General features: G+C 71.5%; 14 protein-coding genes and 1 tRNA gene. 2 read left to right on the top strand and 13 right to left on the bottom strand.

Annotation, left to right across the window (positions count from 1 at the left end):
* Positions 1-80: 80 nt before the first annotated feature.
* On the top strand, positions 81-1,376 hold the full coding sequence (locus tag BGK67_RS14315) for an MFS transporter (protein WP_069920454.1): 1,296 nt from the start codon (positions 81-83) through the stop codon (positions 1,374-1,376).
* Here BGK67_RS14315 and BGK67_RS14320 read toward each other — a convergent pair.
* The 6 genes from BGK67_RS14320 to BGK67_RS14345 form a co-directional block, all read right to left on the bottom strand.
* Positions 1,306-2,103 (bottom strand): YlbL family protein, encoded by a 798-nt coding sequence (locus tag BGK67_RS14320; protein WP_069920455.1) that lies wholly within the window; start codon positions 2,101-2,103, stop codon positions 1,306-1,308. The two genes, BGK67_RS14315 and BGK67_RS14320, sit on opposite strands and share 71 nt — an antisense overlap.
* A gap of 374 nt (positions 2,104-2,477) precedes the next feature.
* Positions 2,478-3,119: an IclR family transcriptional regulator gene (locus BGK67_RS14325; RefSeq protein ID WP_069920456.1), complete on the bottom strand. Its 642-nt coding sequence runs from the start codon at positions 3,117-3,119 to the stop codon at positions 2,478-2,480.
* 414 nt (positions 3,120-3,533) lie between these two features.
* Positions 3,534-5,318, bottom strand: coding sequence for a DEAD/DEAH box helicase (locus tag BGK67_RS14330; protein ID WP_069920457.1), 1,785 nt, complete (start codon positions 5,316-5,318; stop codon positions 3,534-3,536).
* 115 nt (positions 5,319-5,433) lie between these two features.
* Positions 5,434-5,910, bottom strand: coding sequence for a type II toxin-antitoxin system death-on-curing family toxin (locus BGK67_RS14335; protein ID WP_079154178.1), 477 nt, complete (start codon positions 5,908-5,910; stop codon positions 5,434-5,436).
* Complete coding sequence (locus BGK67_RS14340) at positions 5,907-6,107, bottom strand: hypothetical protein (protein ID WP_069920458.1); 201 nt, start codon at positions 6,105-6,107, stop codon at positions 5,907-5,909. Before BGK67_RS14340 ends, BGK67_RS14335 begins: the two co-directional genes overlap by 4 nt.
* Positions 6,108-6,157: 50 nt before the next feature.
* The gene (locus BGK67_RS14345; protein WP_069920459.1) at positions 6,158-7,609 is read right to left on the bottom strand and encodes an MFS transporter; all 1,452 of its coding nucleotides are present in this window, start codon (positions 7,607-7,609) and stop codon (positions 6,158-6,160) included.
* A 177-nt stretch (positions 7,610-7,786) separates the two neighbouring features.
* On the opposite strand from BGK67_RS14345, the gene BGK67_RS14350 reads away from it, so the two are divergent.
* Positions 7,787-7,861: transfer RNA gene (locus BGK67_RS14350), tRNA-Cys, on the top strand.
* Positions 7,862-7,909: 48 nt separating this feature from the next.
* Here the strand turns inward: BGK67_RS14350 and BGK67_RS38310 are convergent.
* The 7 genes from BGK67_RS38310 to BGK67_RS14385 all read right to left on the bottom strand — a co-directional run bounded on the left by BGK67_RS38310 (position 7,910) and on the right by BGK67_RS14385 (position 16,750).
* Entirely contained in the window at positions 7,910-8,458 is a 549-nt protein-coding gene (locus BGK67_RS38310; RefSeq protein ID WP_141754024.1) for a hypothetical protein, read from the bottom strand.
* Positions 8,458-10,758, bottom strand: a complete 2,301-nt coding sequence (locus BGK67_RS14360; RefSeq protein ID WP_069920461.1) for a hypothetical protein — start codon at positions 10,756-10,758, stop codon at positions 8,458-8,460. The genes BGK67_RS38310 and BGK67_RS14360 overlap by 1 nt, the downstream gene beginning before the upstream one ends.
* Positions 10,759-10,766: 8 nt before the next feature.
* Positions 10,767-11,189 carry a hypothetical protein gene (locus BGK67_RS14365; RefSeq protein ID WP_069920462.1) on the bottom strand — a complete coding sequence of 141 codons (423 nt, stop codon included), beginning with the start codon at positions 11,187-11,189 and terminating at the stop codon, positions 10,767-10,769.
* A gap of 54 nt (positions 11,190-11,243) precedes the next feature.
* Complete coding sequence (gene mycP / locus BGK67_RS14370; RefSeq protein ID WP_244291207.1) at positions 11,244-12,311, bottom strand: type VII secretion-associated serine protease mycosin; 1,068 nt, start codon at positions 12,309-12,311, stop codon at positions 11,244-11,246.
* A gap of 132 nt (positions 12,312-12,443) precedes the next feature.
* Complete coding sequence (locus BGK67_RS14375; RefSeq protein WP_069920464.1) at positions 12,444-13,832, bottom strand: WXG100 family type VII secretion target; 1,389 nt, start codon at positions 13,830-13,832, stop codon at positions 12,444-12,446.
* Positions 13,832-14,323 (bottom strand): hypothetical protein, encoded by a 492-nt coding sequence (locus BGK67_RS14380; RefSeq protein WP_141754025.1) that lies wholly within the window; start codon positions 14,321-14,323, stop codon positions 13,832-13,834. The genes BGK67_RS14375 and BGK67_RS14380 overlap by 1 nt, the downstream gene beginning before the upstream one ends.
* 135 nt (positions 14,324-14,458) lie before the next feature.
* Positions 14,459-16,750: a xanthine dehydrogenase family protein molybdopterin-binding subunit gene (locus tag BGK67_RS14385; protein WP_244291467.1), complete on the bottom strand. Its 2,292-nt coding sequence runs from the start codon at positions 16,748-16,750 to the stop codon at positions 14,459-14,461.
* Between the last annotated feature and the right edge of the window lie 49 nt (positions 16,751-16,799).

The following is a 16,799-nucleotide window of genomic DNA, read 5'->3' on the forward strand; positions in this document are numbered from 1 at the left end:
CGCACCGCCGAACTGGCCGCCGGGATCCGCCTGATGCGGCCGGCCCGCGTCCACGCCCGCCTCCAGCACCCGCACACGGCATGAGCAGACGGCCGTTCATGGCGGTCCTGGCCGCCAACACCATCTCCATAGCCGGAAGTTCACTCACCCTCATCGGCGTGCCCTGGTTCGTGCTCCAGACCACGGGCAGCGCCGGGCGGGCCGGGATCGTCGCCTTCTGCGCGACCCTGCCCGTCGTCGTCGCCGCACTCGTCGGCGGCCCGGTCATCGACCGGGTCGGCCGCCGACGGGTCTCCGCGGCCTCCGACCTGATCTGCGCGGTGTCGGTCGGCGCGATCCCGCTGCTGCACCACGCGGGCCTGCTCGATTTCTGGCTGCTGTGCGCACTGATGGCCGTCGGCGGGCTCGTGCACACCCCGGGCCTCACCGCCCGGTACGTGCTCCTGCCGAGCCTGGCCGAGCACGCGGGCACCACCCTGGCCCGCGCGGCCAGCCTGTACGACGCCGTCTCGCGCGGGGCCCGGATGATCGGGGCGGCGCTGGCCGGCGTACTGATCGCGGCCTTCGGAGCCGAGACCGTACTGCTGCTGGACGCCGCCACCTTCACCGTGTCCGCTCTGCTGGTCTCCGCCTTCCTGCGCGGGGTCCCGGCCGCGGAGCCGCAACGCGCCGCCGGGAAGGCCTCGTTCGGGGCGTACCGGACCGAACTGGCCGAGGGCTGGGCCTTCCTGACCCGGTCCCGGCTGCTGATGGGCATCACCCTCATGGTGATGATGACCAACGGCCTGGACCAGGGCTGGGCTTCCGTCCTGCTGCCGGTCCACGGCGACGAGGTACTCGGCGGCGCCACCGCCCTGGGCCTGATGATCTCCCTCTTCGGCGGCTTCGCGCTGCTGGGCGCCCTGCTCTACGGGGCCTGGGGCGAGCGGTATCCCCGCCGGGTGGTGTTCGCGGCCGCGTTCCTGCTGTGCGGGGCGCCGCGCTTCGTGACGGCCGCCTTCACGGACACCCCGCTGCCGCTGGCGGTGACCATGGCCCTGTCCGGACTCGGCGCGGGCGTGCTCAACCCGATCCTGACCACGGTGGTGTACGAGAAGGTGCCGGAGGAGCTGCGCAGCCGGGTCTCGGGGGTGAGTACGGCGGGCTGCGAGCTGGCCATGCCGATGGGCGGACTGGCCGCCGGTCTGCTGGTCGACGGGTTCGGGGTGACGCGGGCGCTGCTGCTGTTCGGCGGCGCCTACCTGCTGGCGACGCTGACCCCGCTGGTCTTCCCGGCGTGGCGCGGGCTGAACGCCCCGGCCGCCGTCAGCAGGACGGAGCGTCCTCTCCCCGGTTCAGTGCCCGCAGGGCGTTCACCGCATCCGTCAGGGAAGTGACGGGGACCAGCCGGAGCCCGTCGGGGAGTTCGGACTGGGCGTCGGAGCACTCGGCCTTCGGTACGAGGAACACCGTCGCCCCGTCGCGCCGCGCGGCCTGCGTCTTCAGGGCGACTCCGCCGACCGCGCCGACCTCGCCGTTCGCGGCGATGGTCCCCGTCCCGGCGATGGTGCGCCCGCCGGTGAGGTCGCCGCCGCTGCCGTCGCCGTCGAGCTTGTCGACGATGCCGAGGGAGAAGAGGAGCCCGGCGCTGGGACCGCCGACGTCGGCGAGGTTCAGGTCGACCTTGACGTCCTTGGGGTCCTTGCGGAGGAAGCCGAGGGCGGCCTCGGCGGCGGCCGACTGGGATCGGGCCATTTCCTCCAGATTGTGCTGCTCGATCTCCTTGTCGGTTCCGCCCGAGGAGTAGACGACCTCCTTGGGCATGACGGCCCGGGAGCTGTCGAACCAGTTGTCGAGGAGTTCGGGCAGGTTCACCGTCGTGGAGGGACCGGTGGCCTGGATGGTGGTCATCCGCAGCTGGCCGGTCGTCGGCCGGGTCGGCGCACCGGCGACCGTGATGACGGGCTTCCCGTCCCGCTCCCCCAGCACGTCGGCCGTGAGCCCCGGCTGGGCGACCACGAAGGGCAACGGCGCGAGGAGCGCAACGGCGAACAGCCCGACGACGGGCACGCCACAGACGGCCAGGGCGACGGGACGCGGCAGGCGCAGCAGACGAGAGAGCACCCGGCCAATCTATCTGCCCGCCCCCCACTCCCCCGCCGGACCACATCCCAGCCCCGCCGACGCCTAAGGCGCGGGGCCATCCCAGCCCCCGCCGACGCTCGAGCCGCAGGCCCATCCCAGCCCCGGCCGACGCTCGAGCCCCGGACCCATCCCAGCCCCGCCGACGCTCGAGCCGCAGGCCCATCCCAGCCCCGCGGGCGCTTGAGGCGCGGGGCCGGGGGCGGAGCCCCGATCCTGTACCCGCACGGACAAGCCCACCCCAGCCACACCCAGCCCCGCCGGCGCTTGAGGCGCGGGGCCCGGGGGCGGAGCCCCGGTGGCCCCGCCGCACCCGGCCACGACCCGGCCCGGCCCGACCCCGCCGAGCCCGCGGCCTAGCGAAGGGCGTCGGCCACCTCGCGCGCCGCGTCCACGACCCGCGGCCCCACCCGCTCCGGCACCGCGTCCGCCAGCATCACCACACCCACGCTGCCCTCCAGCCCCGTGATTCCCACGAGCGGCGCGGCAGCGCCACTGGCGCCCGCTTCCAGCTCCCCGTGGGTCAGCGTGTACCCGGGTTCGATCAGGGCCCCCTGACGGGCGGCCAGGATGGCCCGCCCGGCGGCTCCGCGGTCCAGCGGGTGGCGGAAGCCGGCCCGGTAGGCCACGTGGTAGTCCGTCCAGGTCGGCTCGACGACGGCGACGGCCAGCGCCTCGGTGCCGTCGACGAGGGTCAGGTGCGCGGTGGCACCTATGTCCTCGGCCAGCGACCGCAGCGCGGGCAGGGCCGCCTCGCGTACGAGCGGATGCACCTGCCGCCCCAGCCGCAGCACCCCGAGCCCGACCCGGGCCCGGCCGCCGAGGTCACGGCGGACCAGCGCGTGCTGCTCCAGGGTGGCCAGGAGCCGGTAGACCACGGTGCGGTTCACACCGAGGCGGTTGGAAAGCTCGGTGACGGTCAGACCGTGGTCGGTGTCGGCGAGCAGTTTGAGGACTCTGAGCCCTCTGTCGAGAGTCTGGGAGGTTTCCGCGGTCACGACGCCTCTCCCTCTTTCGGTGAGCGGCGGTGACTCTCGGGGTGGCACGTCGCCGGTCCCGCGGCGACGCACGGAGAGGCCGCCGGTAGCGGCCATGGCACCGGCTGCGCTCCCGCGGCGGCGCTGCCACGGTGCGTTCGATGCGGGGACAGTAGCGAGCGGGTCCGCTCAGCGGAAGGCCTCGTCCAGAATCCGGGCGCCTGCTACCGCTTTATGCCGGTTCCTGATCGACTCCGGTTTCGATTCGTGACCTCGAACCCTCCAAGAGCTCTTTGCCCCGCCCTTACGCTGATCTTGTCGAGAACGCACCCGGCAACGGCGTCCCCACTGTTGTCCGCCCACACGAACGGGGCCCGTGCGACCCCGCACGAACCCCGTCCCGTTCCCCGTCGCCTCACGCTCCCCGCGGGCACCTCACCGCATCCGGGTGGCCCACTCCTGCACCTTCTTGATCCGCTCGCGCAGCTGCCCCGCGGTCGCCTCCGCGCTCGGCGGACCGCCGCACACCCGGCGCAGCTCCGTGTGGATGACGCCGTGCGGCTTGCCGCTCTGGTGGACGTACGCGCCCACCATCGTGTTCAGCGACTTGCGCAGCTCCAGCAGTTCCTTGTGCGAGACCACGGGACGCCGCTCGGCAGGCAGCTCCAGCAGGTCCGCCTCCGCGTCCGGCTTGCGGCGGCTGTGCGCGATCTGCCGCGACTGGCGCTTCTGCAGCAGCATCTGCACCTGGTCCGGCTCCAGCAGCCCGGGAATGCCGAGGTAGTCCTGCTCCTCCTCGCTGCCCGGGTGCGCCTGCATGCCGAACTCGGCGCCGTCGTACAGCACCCGGTCGAAGACGGCGTCGGACTCGAGCGCCTCGAAGGACATCTGCTCTTCCTCGCCGGTGTCCTCGTCCTCCTGCCGGTTCGCCTCGTCCATCTCCTTCTCGGACTCGGCGTACGGGTCTTCCTCGCCCTGCTTCTTCGGCTTGTCGAGGACGTGGTCGCGCTCGACCTCCATCTCGTTCGCGAAGCCGAGCAGGTAGGGGATGGTCGGAAGGAACACGGACGCGGTCTCGCCACGTCTGCGCGATCGTACGAAGCGCCCGACGGCCTGCGCGAAGAACAGCGGCGTCGAGATGGTCGTCGCGTACACCCCGACCGCGAGCCGGGGCACGTCGACCCCTTCGGACACCATCCGGACCGCGACCATCCAGCGGCTGCCGTCCTCGCTGAACTCGTCGATCCGCTTCGACGCGCCGGTGTCGTCGGACAGGACGACGGTCGCCTTGCTGCCGGTGATCTCGCGCAGCAGCTTCGCGTACGCGCGCGCCGAGTCCTGGTCGGAGGCGATGACCAGGCCGCCCGCGTCCGGGATGCCCTTCCTGACCTCGGTGAGCCGCTGGTCGGCGGCGCGCAGCACGTTCGGCATCCAGTCGCCGCGCGGGTCGAGCGCGGTGCGCCAGGCCTGCGAGATGGCGTCCTTGGTCATCGGCTCGCCGAGGCGCGCGGCGATCTCGTCGCCGGCCTTGGTCCGCCAGCGCATGTTGCCGCTGTAGGAGAGGAAGATGACGGGCCGGACGACCCCGTCGCCCAGCGCGTTCCCGTAGCCGTAGGTGTAGTCGGCGGAGGACCGCCGGATCCCGTCGTTCCCCTCTTCGTAGGAGACGAAGGGGATGGGGTTGGTGTCGGACCGGAAGGGCGTGCCGGTGAGGGCCAGGCGCCGGGTCGCCGGGTCGAACGCCTCCAGGCAGGCCTCGCCCCAGGACTTCGAGTCGCCCGCGTGGTGGATCTCGTCCAGGATCACCAGGGTCTTGCGCTGCTCGCAGCGGTTGCGGTGCAGCATGGGACGCACGCCGACACCGGCGTAGGTGACGGCGACCCCGTGGTAGTCCTTGCTCAGGGGCCCGGCCGAGTACTCCGGGTCCAGCCGGATGCCTATCCTCGCCGCGGCCTCGGCCCACTGCTTCTTCAGGTGCTCGGTCGGCGCCACCACGGTGACCTGCTGGACGATGTGGTGGTGCAGCAGCCAGGAGGCCAGGGTCAGCGCGAAGGTGGTCTTGCCCGCGCCGGGCGTGGCGACCGCGAGGAAGTCCCGCGGCTGGTTCTGGATGTAGCGGTCCAGCGCCCCCTGCTGCCAGGCGCGCAGCTTGTTGGCGGTGCCCCAGGGGGCACGGCCGGGGAAGGCGGGTGAGAGGTGGTGGGAGGCGGTAGTAGTCACGGTCTCCGGTTCGTCGCTCTCGGCAGTCGTACGTAGGACAACCGGGCCACCCTACCGGGGCGGGCCGACCCGTCGAGGAGGGACAGGCCCATGACCTCGGCGGGTGCGGCGAGCGTCACACCGGTTCGTGCGGTTCGTGGAGCGAGCGCAGCCGCGCGGCGATCCGCCGGGTGTCCCCCTCGCTCCCCGAGGCCACGTCGATGACCAGCGCGTAGGCGAGGTCCTGGTCGGCGTCGCCCAGATCGACGCCGTTCACGGCGAGGAAGGTGGCGGCGGCGAGCCAGGCCGTGCGCTTGTTCCCGTCGACCAGCGGGTGGTTCGCGGCGATGCCGTGGAGCAGCGCGGCGGCCTGCTCGTACGGATCCTCGTACGCGGGCGTCCCGAACATCCGCGCCCTCGGCCGGTGCACGGCCGACTCCAGCAGCCCGGGGGCCCGCAGCTCGACGGGCTGGTCCTGGGCGAGGCAGGCGTGCCGGGCGAGGTCGAGGACCTCGGCGAGCGTGAGGTGGCGGACGCCGGCGGGGGCGGGGTGGTGGGCCTCGGCGGGGTGGCGGCCGGCCGGCCCGTCGCTCGCGTGTCTCGTCCCGCTCATTCGCCGAGCCGCTTCAACAGGGCGGCGTGCCGCGCGGCGAGCCGCCCGGCGGCTTCCCCGACCCGCTGCCGTTCGGCCCGCAGGTGCGCCCGTACGGCGCCCAGCCCGACCTCCTCCGGCCTGTGCCCGGTGGCGTCGGCAAGGTCGGCGAGCTCCGCGCGCTCGGCGTCGGAGAGCCGGATGATCAACTCGTTCATGCAGCGAAGTCAGCGCGCCGGCCGTCCCCGCCGCACACGGACTGCCTGCGTCACTTCGCGACGGGCTCCAGCCGGGTCGCGACCCACGCCCCCACCAGCGCCACGCAGGCCATCGGCAGGAAGACGACCACGAAGGCGGCGGGATGCGAGGCCGTCGCCGCCTCCCCGAGCGCGTGCCCGGCCCCCACCGCTCCCCCGCCGAGCGCGGCGAACGCCGCACCGCCGGCGGCCAGCAGCACCACGTTGGCCAGGGCGTCGGAGATCTGCAGCGCGGCGGAGTTGGCCCCGGCCTCCTCCGGCGCCGACAGCTTCAGCAGCAGCACGCTGGTGGAGCCGATCACCAGCCCCATGCCCAGGCAGCCCACCGCCCAGGCCAGCGCCAGCGTCCACACCGGCACGGACTCGATCAGCACGGCGGGCGCCGCGGCGATGGCGAGGGCGACCAGCACCATCCCGCCCACCATCAGCCGTTCCCGGTACGGGGCCATCCATCCCTTCGACTGGGCCCACGAGCCGCCCGCCCAGGTCAGCCCGCCCAGCGCCAGCGAGAACCCGGCCAGCGTCGGGCTCAGCCCCCGCTGGGTCACCAGCATCAGCGGCACGAAGCTCTCGGCCGCGATGAACGACCCCGCCGCGACCCCGCGCAGCAGCACCACGGACGGCAGCCCGCGCCGCGCCAGGTAGGTCCCGCGCGGCAGCAGCCCCAACACGGCGGGCACCAGCAGGGCCACGCCCGCCACCGCGGGGACCAGCGAGAGCCACCGCAGGTCCTGGGCGGCGTACTGGAGCAGCCCGGCGCCGAGCGAGATGCCGAAGGCCAGCCGGATCCGCCGCCGGTCGAAGGCCACGGGCGGCGCGTCGGGGTCCACCGGCCCGGAGGCGGTCCTGCGGATGGCGGGCAGGGCGACGGCGAGGGGAACGACGACGAGCACCGGGATCCCGAGGAACACCCACCGCCAACCGAGGTGCTCGGTGACGGTCCCGGAGGCCAGCGGGCCGACGATGGACGGCACGACCCAGCTCGCGGCGAAGGCCGCCATGATCGCGGGCCGCAGCCGGTCCTCGTAGGCGCGGCTGACGACGACGTACAGGGCGACGATCACCAGCCCGCCCCCGAACCCCTGCACGGCCCGGCCGAGCACGAACAGCCCCATGGCCCCGGCGGTCCCGGACACGAGGAGCCCGCCGGCGAACGAGGCGATCCCGACGGCCAACGGCCGCAGCGGGCCCTGCCGGTCGGCCCACTGGCCGGACAGGACCATGCCGAAGAGGCTGGTGGTGAAGTAGGCGGAGAACGCGAAGGCGTAGAGCCCGACCCCGTCCAGCTCCCGCGCGGCGACGGGCATGGCCGTCCCCACGGCGGTGGCCTCGAAGGCGATCAGGAACACGACGGAGATGATCCCGACGCTGAGCGCCCGGTACGCGGCCCCGAGGATCCCGCCCTGGGTAGGGGCCGGGACCGGCGCGGGTATCTGGGGCACACGGGGTTCAAGGGCACTCATCGCCCCAGAGTAAGGGGCATACCCCGATGTGAACCCTGTCCATCAGACGGACCGCGCCTCGTCCCTTGGACCTAGGACCGGGAACTGTGAACGGGGCATGGCATTCCCGTTGCACCCCCCGCCAACCTCTTCCCGCACGGGACCGGCCCCCGTACGGTCAAGCCATCACCACCCCACAGCCGTGTGCCCGAGTGGTTGAGGGACTCGCCTGCAAAGCGAGTTACGCCGGTTCGATTCCGGTCACGGCTTCCACGGAGGGCCGCTCAGGAGAATCCTGGGCGGCCCTCTTCGTTTGCTCGGTCATTCAGGGGCGCAGTTCAGCTTGTCGCGGGTGAAGGCCTGGTAGTCCTTCATCAGCTGGGTGTTCAGGGCCCGCACCTTCTTGCTCTCCAGGTCCGTGGGAACGTGGCTGATTTCCAGCTCCAGCTCGAAGGAATCCGTCGGGGTTCGGCAGGTGTAAAGGAGCGTCGCACCGAAGTCCCACACCAGGCCCTTACGCCCGAAGTCGAGCTTGTCCGGATGCAGGGAGTCGAAGGACTGCCAGAACGCGTCCGATCCGAGTGGCTTGCGGGCCGCCTGTGCGGTCAACAACGTTGCCCCGTCCACTCCGACTCGACAGGTGACAGACTTCAGGTCGGCGGGTAGCGCGAATGGGTCCCGGGTGTCCTCCGTAACGCGCTTTCCGCTGCCCAGCAGGGGAAGTACCGCTTTGCCGTCGAAGGCCTCCCAGCACACCTTCGCCGGCGCCTCGGGAACGGTGGCCTTCCCCTTTTTCTCCGCGCAGCCTGCCAGCAAGGCACAGGCCGCCACCACTGCGGCGGCAGCTCGCAGCGAAACCTCCACGGCCATCAGGAGCTCCCCTTCGAGCTGGCCACCAGGCCTCGGCCGACCGTGTGCGCGACCGAGGACTCTTTGGAGGCCGCACCAGCGAGTGTGTCGATGTCCTTCTGGGACAGTCCCGAGCCGATGGCAGAACTCCGGACCGCTGACTCGGCCGAGCCGCTGACACCACGGTCCGCCTTGGAGTACATCTCCGCCACGTCCTTCTCGGTGTCGGCGGTCCTTTCCTTGCCCTCGTCCTTGGCTTCGTCGACGAAGTGCTCGGTGACGTCCTCTTGGACCCATTCCACGACGTCACCGGCCACCGGTACCAATTCCAGGTACTTGCCACCGGCGGCAGTGATACCCCGGTTGATCCACTTCGCCCCGTCCTCGACGCCCTTCACGTACTCCTCGTTCTTGTGAGCCGTCTCGGCGTGCATGCCCTGGGCACGGGCCTCCGTCATCATGCCCGCGATCTGACCACCTGGCTGTACGGCGTTCTCAACCGCCCCACCGAGCAGTGTGTACTCACCACGGTGCTGAACGACATCGTTGACCAGGACTGCTGTGAACGCCTGGTTGGCGTTGGTGATCGCACCGTAGGCGCCGGGGTCCTGGCCGACCGCCCCGAGAAAGCGGGAGACTGTCGCCTCGTCGAACTTGGCCATCGTCCCGTTTGCCTTGATCTGGTTCCCGCCGTTCTCGGCAGACGCTTGTAGGTCCGGAATGTATTCCGCAGCCATGTTGCCGAAGTGCCCCGCGAGGGGGCCCAGCCGCGGCTCCTTCTCCTCGCCCGGCTTCTGCGCCACCAAGGATGGGTCGTCGCCGATCTTCTCGACGACGCGTTCCATTACCGCCGTCATCTCCTTGGTGTGCGGCACCGGCTTCGCGTCCTCGTCGCCCGCCGCGCGGCCGCTCACCGCCGCCTCCAAGGCACCACCGAGAGCCTCCTGCGCCGGGCCCGCTTCACCGTAGGGGTGGTCCGGGGTCCGGTCGAAGGCGTCGGCCCACGATTCCTTGTCGAGCATGTAGTCGACCATCCCGCGAGCCTTGCCGTGCTGGCCGTCCACGGCCTTGTCCGCCGCCGTGACGATGCCGTCGCCGTTGCTGTCCTTGCGGACCGGCTCGTTGAAGAAGGCGGTCGCCGCGTCCGGGTTGTGTGACATGGCGTCCATCAATCCCGTGAGCGGGTAGAAACCCCGGCTGCCGTCCTTGCCCTGGCTGAGCACCGTCTTCGGGTCGTACGGGGATCCGTGCTCCCAGGCCTTCGGGTTCTCGCGGTCGAAGGCGACCATGTCCCGGCCGACCGAGGTCAGGAAATCCTTGTCGTACTTGCCCTCGTGGAGCAGCGCGCCCAGCGCCTGGTAGCCGTAGATCCTGCTGTTCAGGTCACCGGTGACCTGCATCTCCTTGCGGCCGGCCTTCATGAGGTCGGTCGTCCACGCCGCGTCCAGGTGGTTCGGCGAGCTCTTCTGCGTGGCGAGCCCCAGCATCGCGCCCATGTCGTTCTGGATGTTGCCGACCATCAACTGCCGGTCTATGGCCGCCGGTCCGAGGCCGGTCGCGTCGAGGGACATCTTGGCGTACGCCTCCAGAGTGCCCTGCGGGCCGACGGACCGGTAGAAGTCCGTGGCGAACTCCGGATCCGCGCGGTTGTCGTCGAGCAGCTCCTCCAGTTCGCGCAGCGCCTCGACGTTGCGTGCCGTGCCGCCTTCTCCGGTGACCTTCTTCATCAGTTCGGCAGCACGGGACACCTGCTCCGCGTCCAGGGAGCTGAACGTGGGGCCGCTGAAGTTGTGCTCGTCGCTCACGTTCACCTGGAGTACGCGGACCAGCGAGTCGTCGGCATCCGCGGCGTCCTCGACCGCCCGATTGATCCGCGCCTGCCAGGCATCGCGGTTCGTCCGCAACACCTGCTGGTAGTCGGGGTCGTGGCGGGCCGCGTTGCGTTCACCCTCGGTGGCGAGCGGAAGTGCCGTGACGCGGCCGATCGCGTCAACCTGGAATCCAGCGGCGGGCGCCTCCGCGGCGATCTTCTTCAACTGCTCCTGCGCGGCTTTGAAGGTGGTGTGCGCATCGGCAAGAACCGAGTGAATGCCCTTGGCCGCCTTCGCGGCATCCTCGAACTCCTTGGCCGTCTTCGCGACGAACTCCCGGCCCACGCCGGCGGTGACCCCGCTCCACTCGGCCTTGTCGGCCTTCGTCTTCATGCCGTTGCGGGCGGCCTCGGCGAGTTCGTCGAGTTTGGCGACCATCGCCTTCCAGTCGGCGACGGCCGTCTGGAGCTTGTCCAGCGGGGCGTTCATCACGTTCTCGTACGTCAGCATCCGGGCGCCTACTTGAGGTATGAGTCGAGCGCGGACGTGGTGAAGTCGGCGCGGAGTTGCTCCTCGTCCTTGGCGTGGGAGGAGAGCGAGTAGTTAAGCCCGTTGGAGATGTTCGCGCAGGCGGCCACGAGGGTCTTCACCTGGCTCTCCCAGAGGGTGTTCGCCTTGAGCAGCGCCGCCCCGCTCGCGAAGTTCTCCTTCGTGAGCGCACCCGCCGCCTCGGCGGTGGAGGTCGCGGCGTGCTTGCCGTCCGTCTGCAGCCGGGAGTGGAGCTTGTACGCCTCGGAGCCGATGGCGCCGATGTGGTCCTGGTTGAGGTCGAGGCCGCCGGCTCCGCCGCCGCCCGGATCGACCGGGACCTGGTTGAGCCGCATGGAAACGTTGGCGGCGGCCGTGGCGCGTGCCGCCGACCATTCCTCGTCGAACGACATCGCGTGAACTCCCTCGTCAGGTCCGGTCAGCGGTCAGCGATCAGCGGTCGGATGTCAGCGGTTACGGCGTACGGCGACGGCCGTGACGGCCCCGCCGATCAGCAGGCAGGCTCCCAGCCCGATGCCGATCCAGGGAAGGAGACCGCCGTCCTTCTCGTCCCCGGCCTGAGCCGCCGGCCCGGGCGAAGCCGCCGCGTCGGGGGCCTTGCCGTCCGCGGGCGCCGAGGGTGACTTGGCCGCGGCCTCGGCGGCCGCCAGGTCGGGCAGCGGGAACTCGTCCGCCGGGCCCGGGTCGCCGGGGGTGGGCACGGCGATACGGGGACGGACGACGCCGTAGCCGACGGAGTCGTTGCGCTGGGACCCGTCGACGGGCTTGCCCGCGGTGTTCAGGAGGACTCGGAGCACCTGGTTGTTGGTCCAGTCAGGGTGTACGGACCAGAGGAGAGCGGCGGAGGCGGAGGCGAGGGCGGTGGCGTCACTGGTGCCGTGGCTCGTACAAAGGCCCGTCTTACCAGCGCAGCCCGTGACGATGTCGGTGCCGGGAGCTGTCATGTCAATGAACGGACCCTGCTGTGATTCCTTGGTCGGCTCTCCATCGGCGTCCACAGCTCCAACCCCCACCACTCCGGGGGTCGCGGCCGGGTACTTGACCGTCCTGTTGCCGTCATTCCCGGCACCAGCGAAGATCAACTTCCCCTTGGAGAGGGCATACTTCACCGCATCCCGCCGCGCCTCGTCATCCTTGGGTGTGCCACCGATCGCCAGAGAGATGTTGATGACCTTGGCATCCGAGTCCGCTGCGTAACGAATGGCCTCCACCCACGACGGGGTAGCCAACTGCATGTCATGCGGCACTCGGATCGGAAGGATCTTGGCACCGGGCGCAAGTCCAAAGGCGCCGTCTCCGCTCGGGTGCTTTCCTGTTCCTGCAATGACTGCGGCCATGGTGGTGCCATGGCTGCTGACATCTGTGCGTTCGTCGCCCCTGGTGCTCTCCGGTTCGAAGTCCTTGCCGGGAAGCACCTGCCCTTCGAGCTCCGGGATGCGGTCGATCCCGCTGTCGATCACCGCGACGGTGATCCCTTTGCCCGTGCTGATCTTCCAGATGTCGTCGGCCTTCATGGCGTCGAGATGCCACTGCTGCGATCGAATCGTCTCCGCGTGGGCCGGGGTCGCGGCGACCCCGGCCAGCAGAAGGCCCACGAGGGCCGAGGTCGTCTTACGCATGCGCATCCCGTACAAAGTCCGTTCTGCTCAGTCGATCACCGGCGGGACAACACGACGGTTGCCCTGCCAGGTCTCTTCGTCCTCGGCCAGGTAGTCGGGGCGTTCGCCCCGCTGGTCGTCGCGTCGGTTGCCCGGAGTCTGCATCCCCGCGCCGACGCCACCGACATTGCTCCGAACAAGACCCGAGCCACCCTGGGTGAACGGCGTCACCCGACTGCCCGCCGCAGGCTGACGCCCGCCGACGATACCTCCAGGCTCCGTGGCCAGCCGACGGCCCCCGACAGGTCCGACCGTGCCCGCGTGGGCACCGCCCAAGCCGCCGCCCACCATGCCGTTCACAGGACGGCCCGCGTGCCCGGCTTCCGTGCCGATGACCGTGCCACGCGGAATACCGGAGCTGGGACCCGTGGGAGTGACCGGTCGGCCGCCCACGATGCCGGTGTCACCGCGCGGAGGCAGGCCGATCTTGCCCAGGGGCCCGCTCGTACCAGGACCGGGACCGAGCGGGCCGACCGGACCGATGCCGGGGATCGTCCTCAGTCCGCCGACCGGCGGCAGAGGTACGGGTGGGGCGATGGCGACAGGAGTGGGACCGGTGGGCAACGGGCCGGCAGGCGTCGTCACCGGAGGCGCGGTTGGGTTCGGGAGCGTGGTGACGGTGTCGAGGTCCACCTCCACGTCGCGGTCCAGCGTCACCGCTACCGGCGCCGCCGGTGGGAGGCTTACGTCCGGCCTGGGTGGGTGGCCGGGAACCATAGGTTCGTCCCTGGAAACGCTGGCAGTAGGCGCCGACGACACATACGACGAGCTTCCTGAGTTGCTCCCCTGCGCGGAACCCCCTCCGAAGCGGTCCCTGTCCAAGTCGGTGGCCACATGAGGCGGCACAAACACCGCCGGCGGCTTCGGAAACGTCGGAATCGTCGCCCTGTCCATCTCCGTCTTCGACAACGCATACGACTGCGAAAGCTTCGTCAGCGCGTCCACCGCCCGCGCATGGTCCCCGCTCAGCTTCGACCAAGCCTCCTGGCCCAGCTGCTTCGCATCCGGGTCGTTGCGGTACTGCCGCGAGATCTCGAGGTTCTCCTTCAGCGCCGCCTCCGCCCCCGCGTCGTACTTGGGCATGTGGATCTCGGACATCGTCTGGGCCGCCAGCGTCATCCAGTGGCCGCCCGTCGAGCTGAAGTCGGCCAGGACCAGCGTGGCGCTGCCCGCTCGGTTCACCCATTCCTGGAAGGCCGTCGCCGCTTCGCCCTCCCAGCCCTTGACCTTGTGGTCCTTGAGCTTCTGGCCGATCTCCTTGATGGTCTTGGCCGCTTCGGTGAGCTGCGTGCCCCGCTGCGACACCGTCTTCGGGTCGAGCGAGGCGACCATCGCGGCCAGTTGCGCGTGCGAGTATCCCTCGAAGTTCGTCGCCATCAGAACCGAACACCTCGCCCCGGGCCCCCGTCGGTGGAGGCGACCGGCTTGTCCGCGTACGGGTCCCGCTTCGGGTCGTAGTTCTCCTGGGCTTCCTTGGCGATGGCCGCCATGCGCCGCTTGGTCTCCTCGTCCACGTCACCGAACCCCTTGCCCGCCGTCAGGATCGCGATGCCCAGGGCCTCGATCTGCCCCGCCAGGCCCTTCGAGAGGTTCTGCAGTTCCTCGTGGACCTTGTTGTACGACGTGTAGAGGCCGTCGGCCTCCGGGAAGCCGGTGCCCAGGGCGCCCGCCGGGAGGGTGCCGTGGGCCAGCTTGCCGTGGTCCGCCTGGGAGTCCTCCAGTGATGTCAGGAGGCCGTCCACCAGGTTCTTGTATTCCTTCATCGTGTCGTACTCGACCGACAGCGCCGCCGCCTGCGCCATGACGGCGTCCGCCAGCCCGGGCGTCAGGCCCTGCCCGAACAGACCCGGCTCACTCTCCACTGCCACGCTGGCCTCCCCGACTCCCCATCCCCGTTCGCACACACGGTTCGCACGCGCGCGTACGCAATCTCACCGGTCACTGTAGCGATCAGCACCGACAGCCCCAACTCCGAGGTTGCAGGTGCAATGCGGGTCACACGGTCACGAGTTGGGCGCGGCCACCGCCGCCGATGGCCGGATCGGGAGCCTGTTCACCGGGCGGCCCGTGGCCGCGCGGACCGCCGAGGCCACCGCCGCGGGAGCCGTCACCACGGGGACCGCGCTCGCCGCCTTCGCGCCGAAGGGGGCCACCACGTCCCGTTCCTCGACCAGTTTGACGATGCGGACGGCCGGGGCGTCGAGCGAGGTCGGCAGGGCGTAGCCGGTCAGGTCCGGGTGGCGGACCAGGCCGGATACCGTGCGGAGGTTCTCCGTCAGGGCCGCGCCCACGCCCTGCGTGACGCCCGCCTCGATACGGGCCTCCAACTGGCGGGGGTTGAGGACGCGGCCGACGTCCTGGGCCACCGCGAGTTCCACGACCCGTACCGAGCCCAGCTCGATGTCCACGTCCACCACCGCGCGGATCGCGCAGAACGCGAGGCCGACGAAGGCGTCGCCTTGGCCGTCCGCGTCCAGCGGTTCCGTCGGGTGGGGGCGGCACTGGGCCGTCGCCCAGAGCTCCTTGCCTTCTATGGCCTCGGCGACCGTCATCGAGAAGGCGCCGTCGTACGACGTGATCCGGCCATCCGCGATCTGGAGGAGCTCCGTGGACATGCCCAGCTTGTGGGCCATCGGCTGGAGGAGCTGGGTGCGCACCATCTTCGCCGCGCGCTCCACCGCCCCGCCCGACACCCACGTGTGGCGGCCGTGCGCCGACGGCCCGGCCGGCGGCTGGTCGGTGTCGACCGGGGCCGTCGCCACCTCGTCGACGCCCAGTACCTCCTGGACGATCTGGCGGGCCAGCGTGGCGAAGCCCTGGCCGGTGTCGACCGCCGCGCAGATGACCGTCGCCGTGCCGCCCACGACCTTCACGGTGGCCGTGGAGACCTCGTCGGTCCCCTCCGCGCCCAGCATGTGAACCATGCCGACGCCGTACCCGACCCCGCGCCGCACCGCGCCCGGCTCGCCCGCGCCCTCCGGGCCGCCCGGCAGCAGCCACTCGTCCTCCGGGGTGTCCTTCGGGAGGGCGGGCAGCTCGAAGTCGCGGACCGCGCGCAGCAGTTCCGCCACCGGCGCCGGGCAGGTCACCGTCTGGCCGGTGGGCAGGAGGTCCCCGGTGGCCAGGACGTTGCGCAGGCGCAGTTCCGCCCCGTCCATGCCGAGGGCCGCCGCGAGCTTGTCCATCTGGCCCTCGTACGCGGCGCACACCTGCATCGCGCCCTCACCGCGGACGTGGCCCGACGGCGGGTTGTTGGTGCGTACCGCCCAGCCCTCCACGAAGGCGTGCGGGACGACGTACGGGCCGCAGGCGAAGGCCACCGCCGCCGCCAAGGACTCCGCGGAGGCGTCGGCGTACGCGCCGGCGTCCATCAGGATCTGGGCCTCGACCTTGACCAGGCGGCCCTCCGCGTCCGCGTGGTGGCGGTAGCGCAGCAGGGTGGGGTGCCGGTGGGTGTGGCCGAGGAAGGACTCCTCGCGGGTGGCGGCCAGCTTGACCGGGCAGCCCGTGCGCAGGGCGAGCAGGCCGAGGGGGAGCTGGAAGGCGGCGTCCTCGCGGTCGGCCGTCGCGCCCGGCACTCCGGTGACGACGACCCGCACGCGGTCCGGTTCGAGGCCGAAGCAGGCGGCCGCCAGGTCGCGGTCGGAGTGCGGGTCGGTGGAGGCGGTGTAGAGCTCCACGCCGCCGTCGGGCCGGGGCACGGCCAGCCCGGCCTCGGCGCCGATGGGCGCCGGGTCCTGGCGGCCGATCCGGTACAGGCCCTCGACGACGACCTCGCCGGTGACCTCCGGGTCGCCGTAGCGGAGCGGGATGTGCCGGATCAGGTTGCCGTCGGGGTGCAGGGCGGGCGCGCCGAAGGCCTGCTCGGGGTCGGTGACCGGGTCCAGGAGCTCGTACTCGACGGCGATGGCGGCGGCGGCGAGGCGGGCGGTGTCCGGATGGTCGGCGGCGACGGCGGCGATGGGCTCGCCGTGGTGGCGGACCACGTCGTGCGCGAAGACCGGCCGGTCGGCGATGCGGCGGCCGTGCGTGGTGGCGCCGGGGACGTCGGCGTGGGTGACGACGGCCCGCACGCCGGGCATGTCGGCGGCGGCCGAGGTGTCGATGGACAGGATCCGGGCGTGGGCGTGCGGGGAGCGCAGCACGGCGGCCCACAGGAGGCCCTCGGCCCACAGGTCGGCGGCGTAGGGGAAGGTGCCCTCGCTCTTGGCGCGGGTGTCGGCGGCCGGGACGGACGCCCCGATCCCGCTCGGCGCCCGCTCCTCGGCGGCCTCGGCCCCGGCCTCCGCCGCCAGGGCGGTGACCGTGGTGTTCACCGTTGTCGTCGCCGTCGCCGTCGCCGTC

It is taken from the genome of Streptomyces subrutilus (assembly GCF_001746425.1).
Lineage (GTDB): Bacteria > Actinomycetota > Actinomycetes > Streptomycetales > Streptomycetaceae > Streptomyces > Streptomyces subrutilus_A.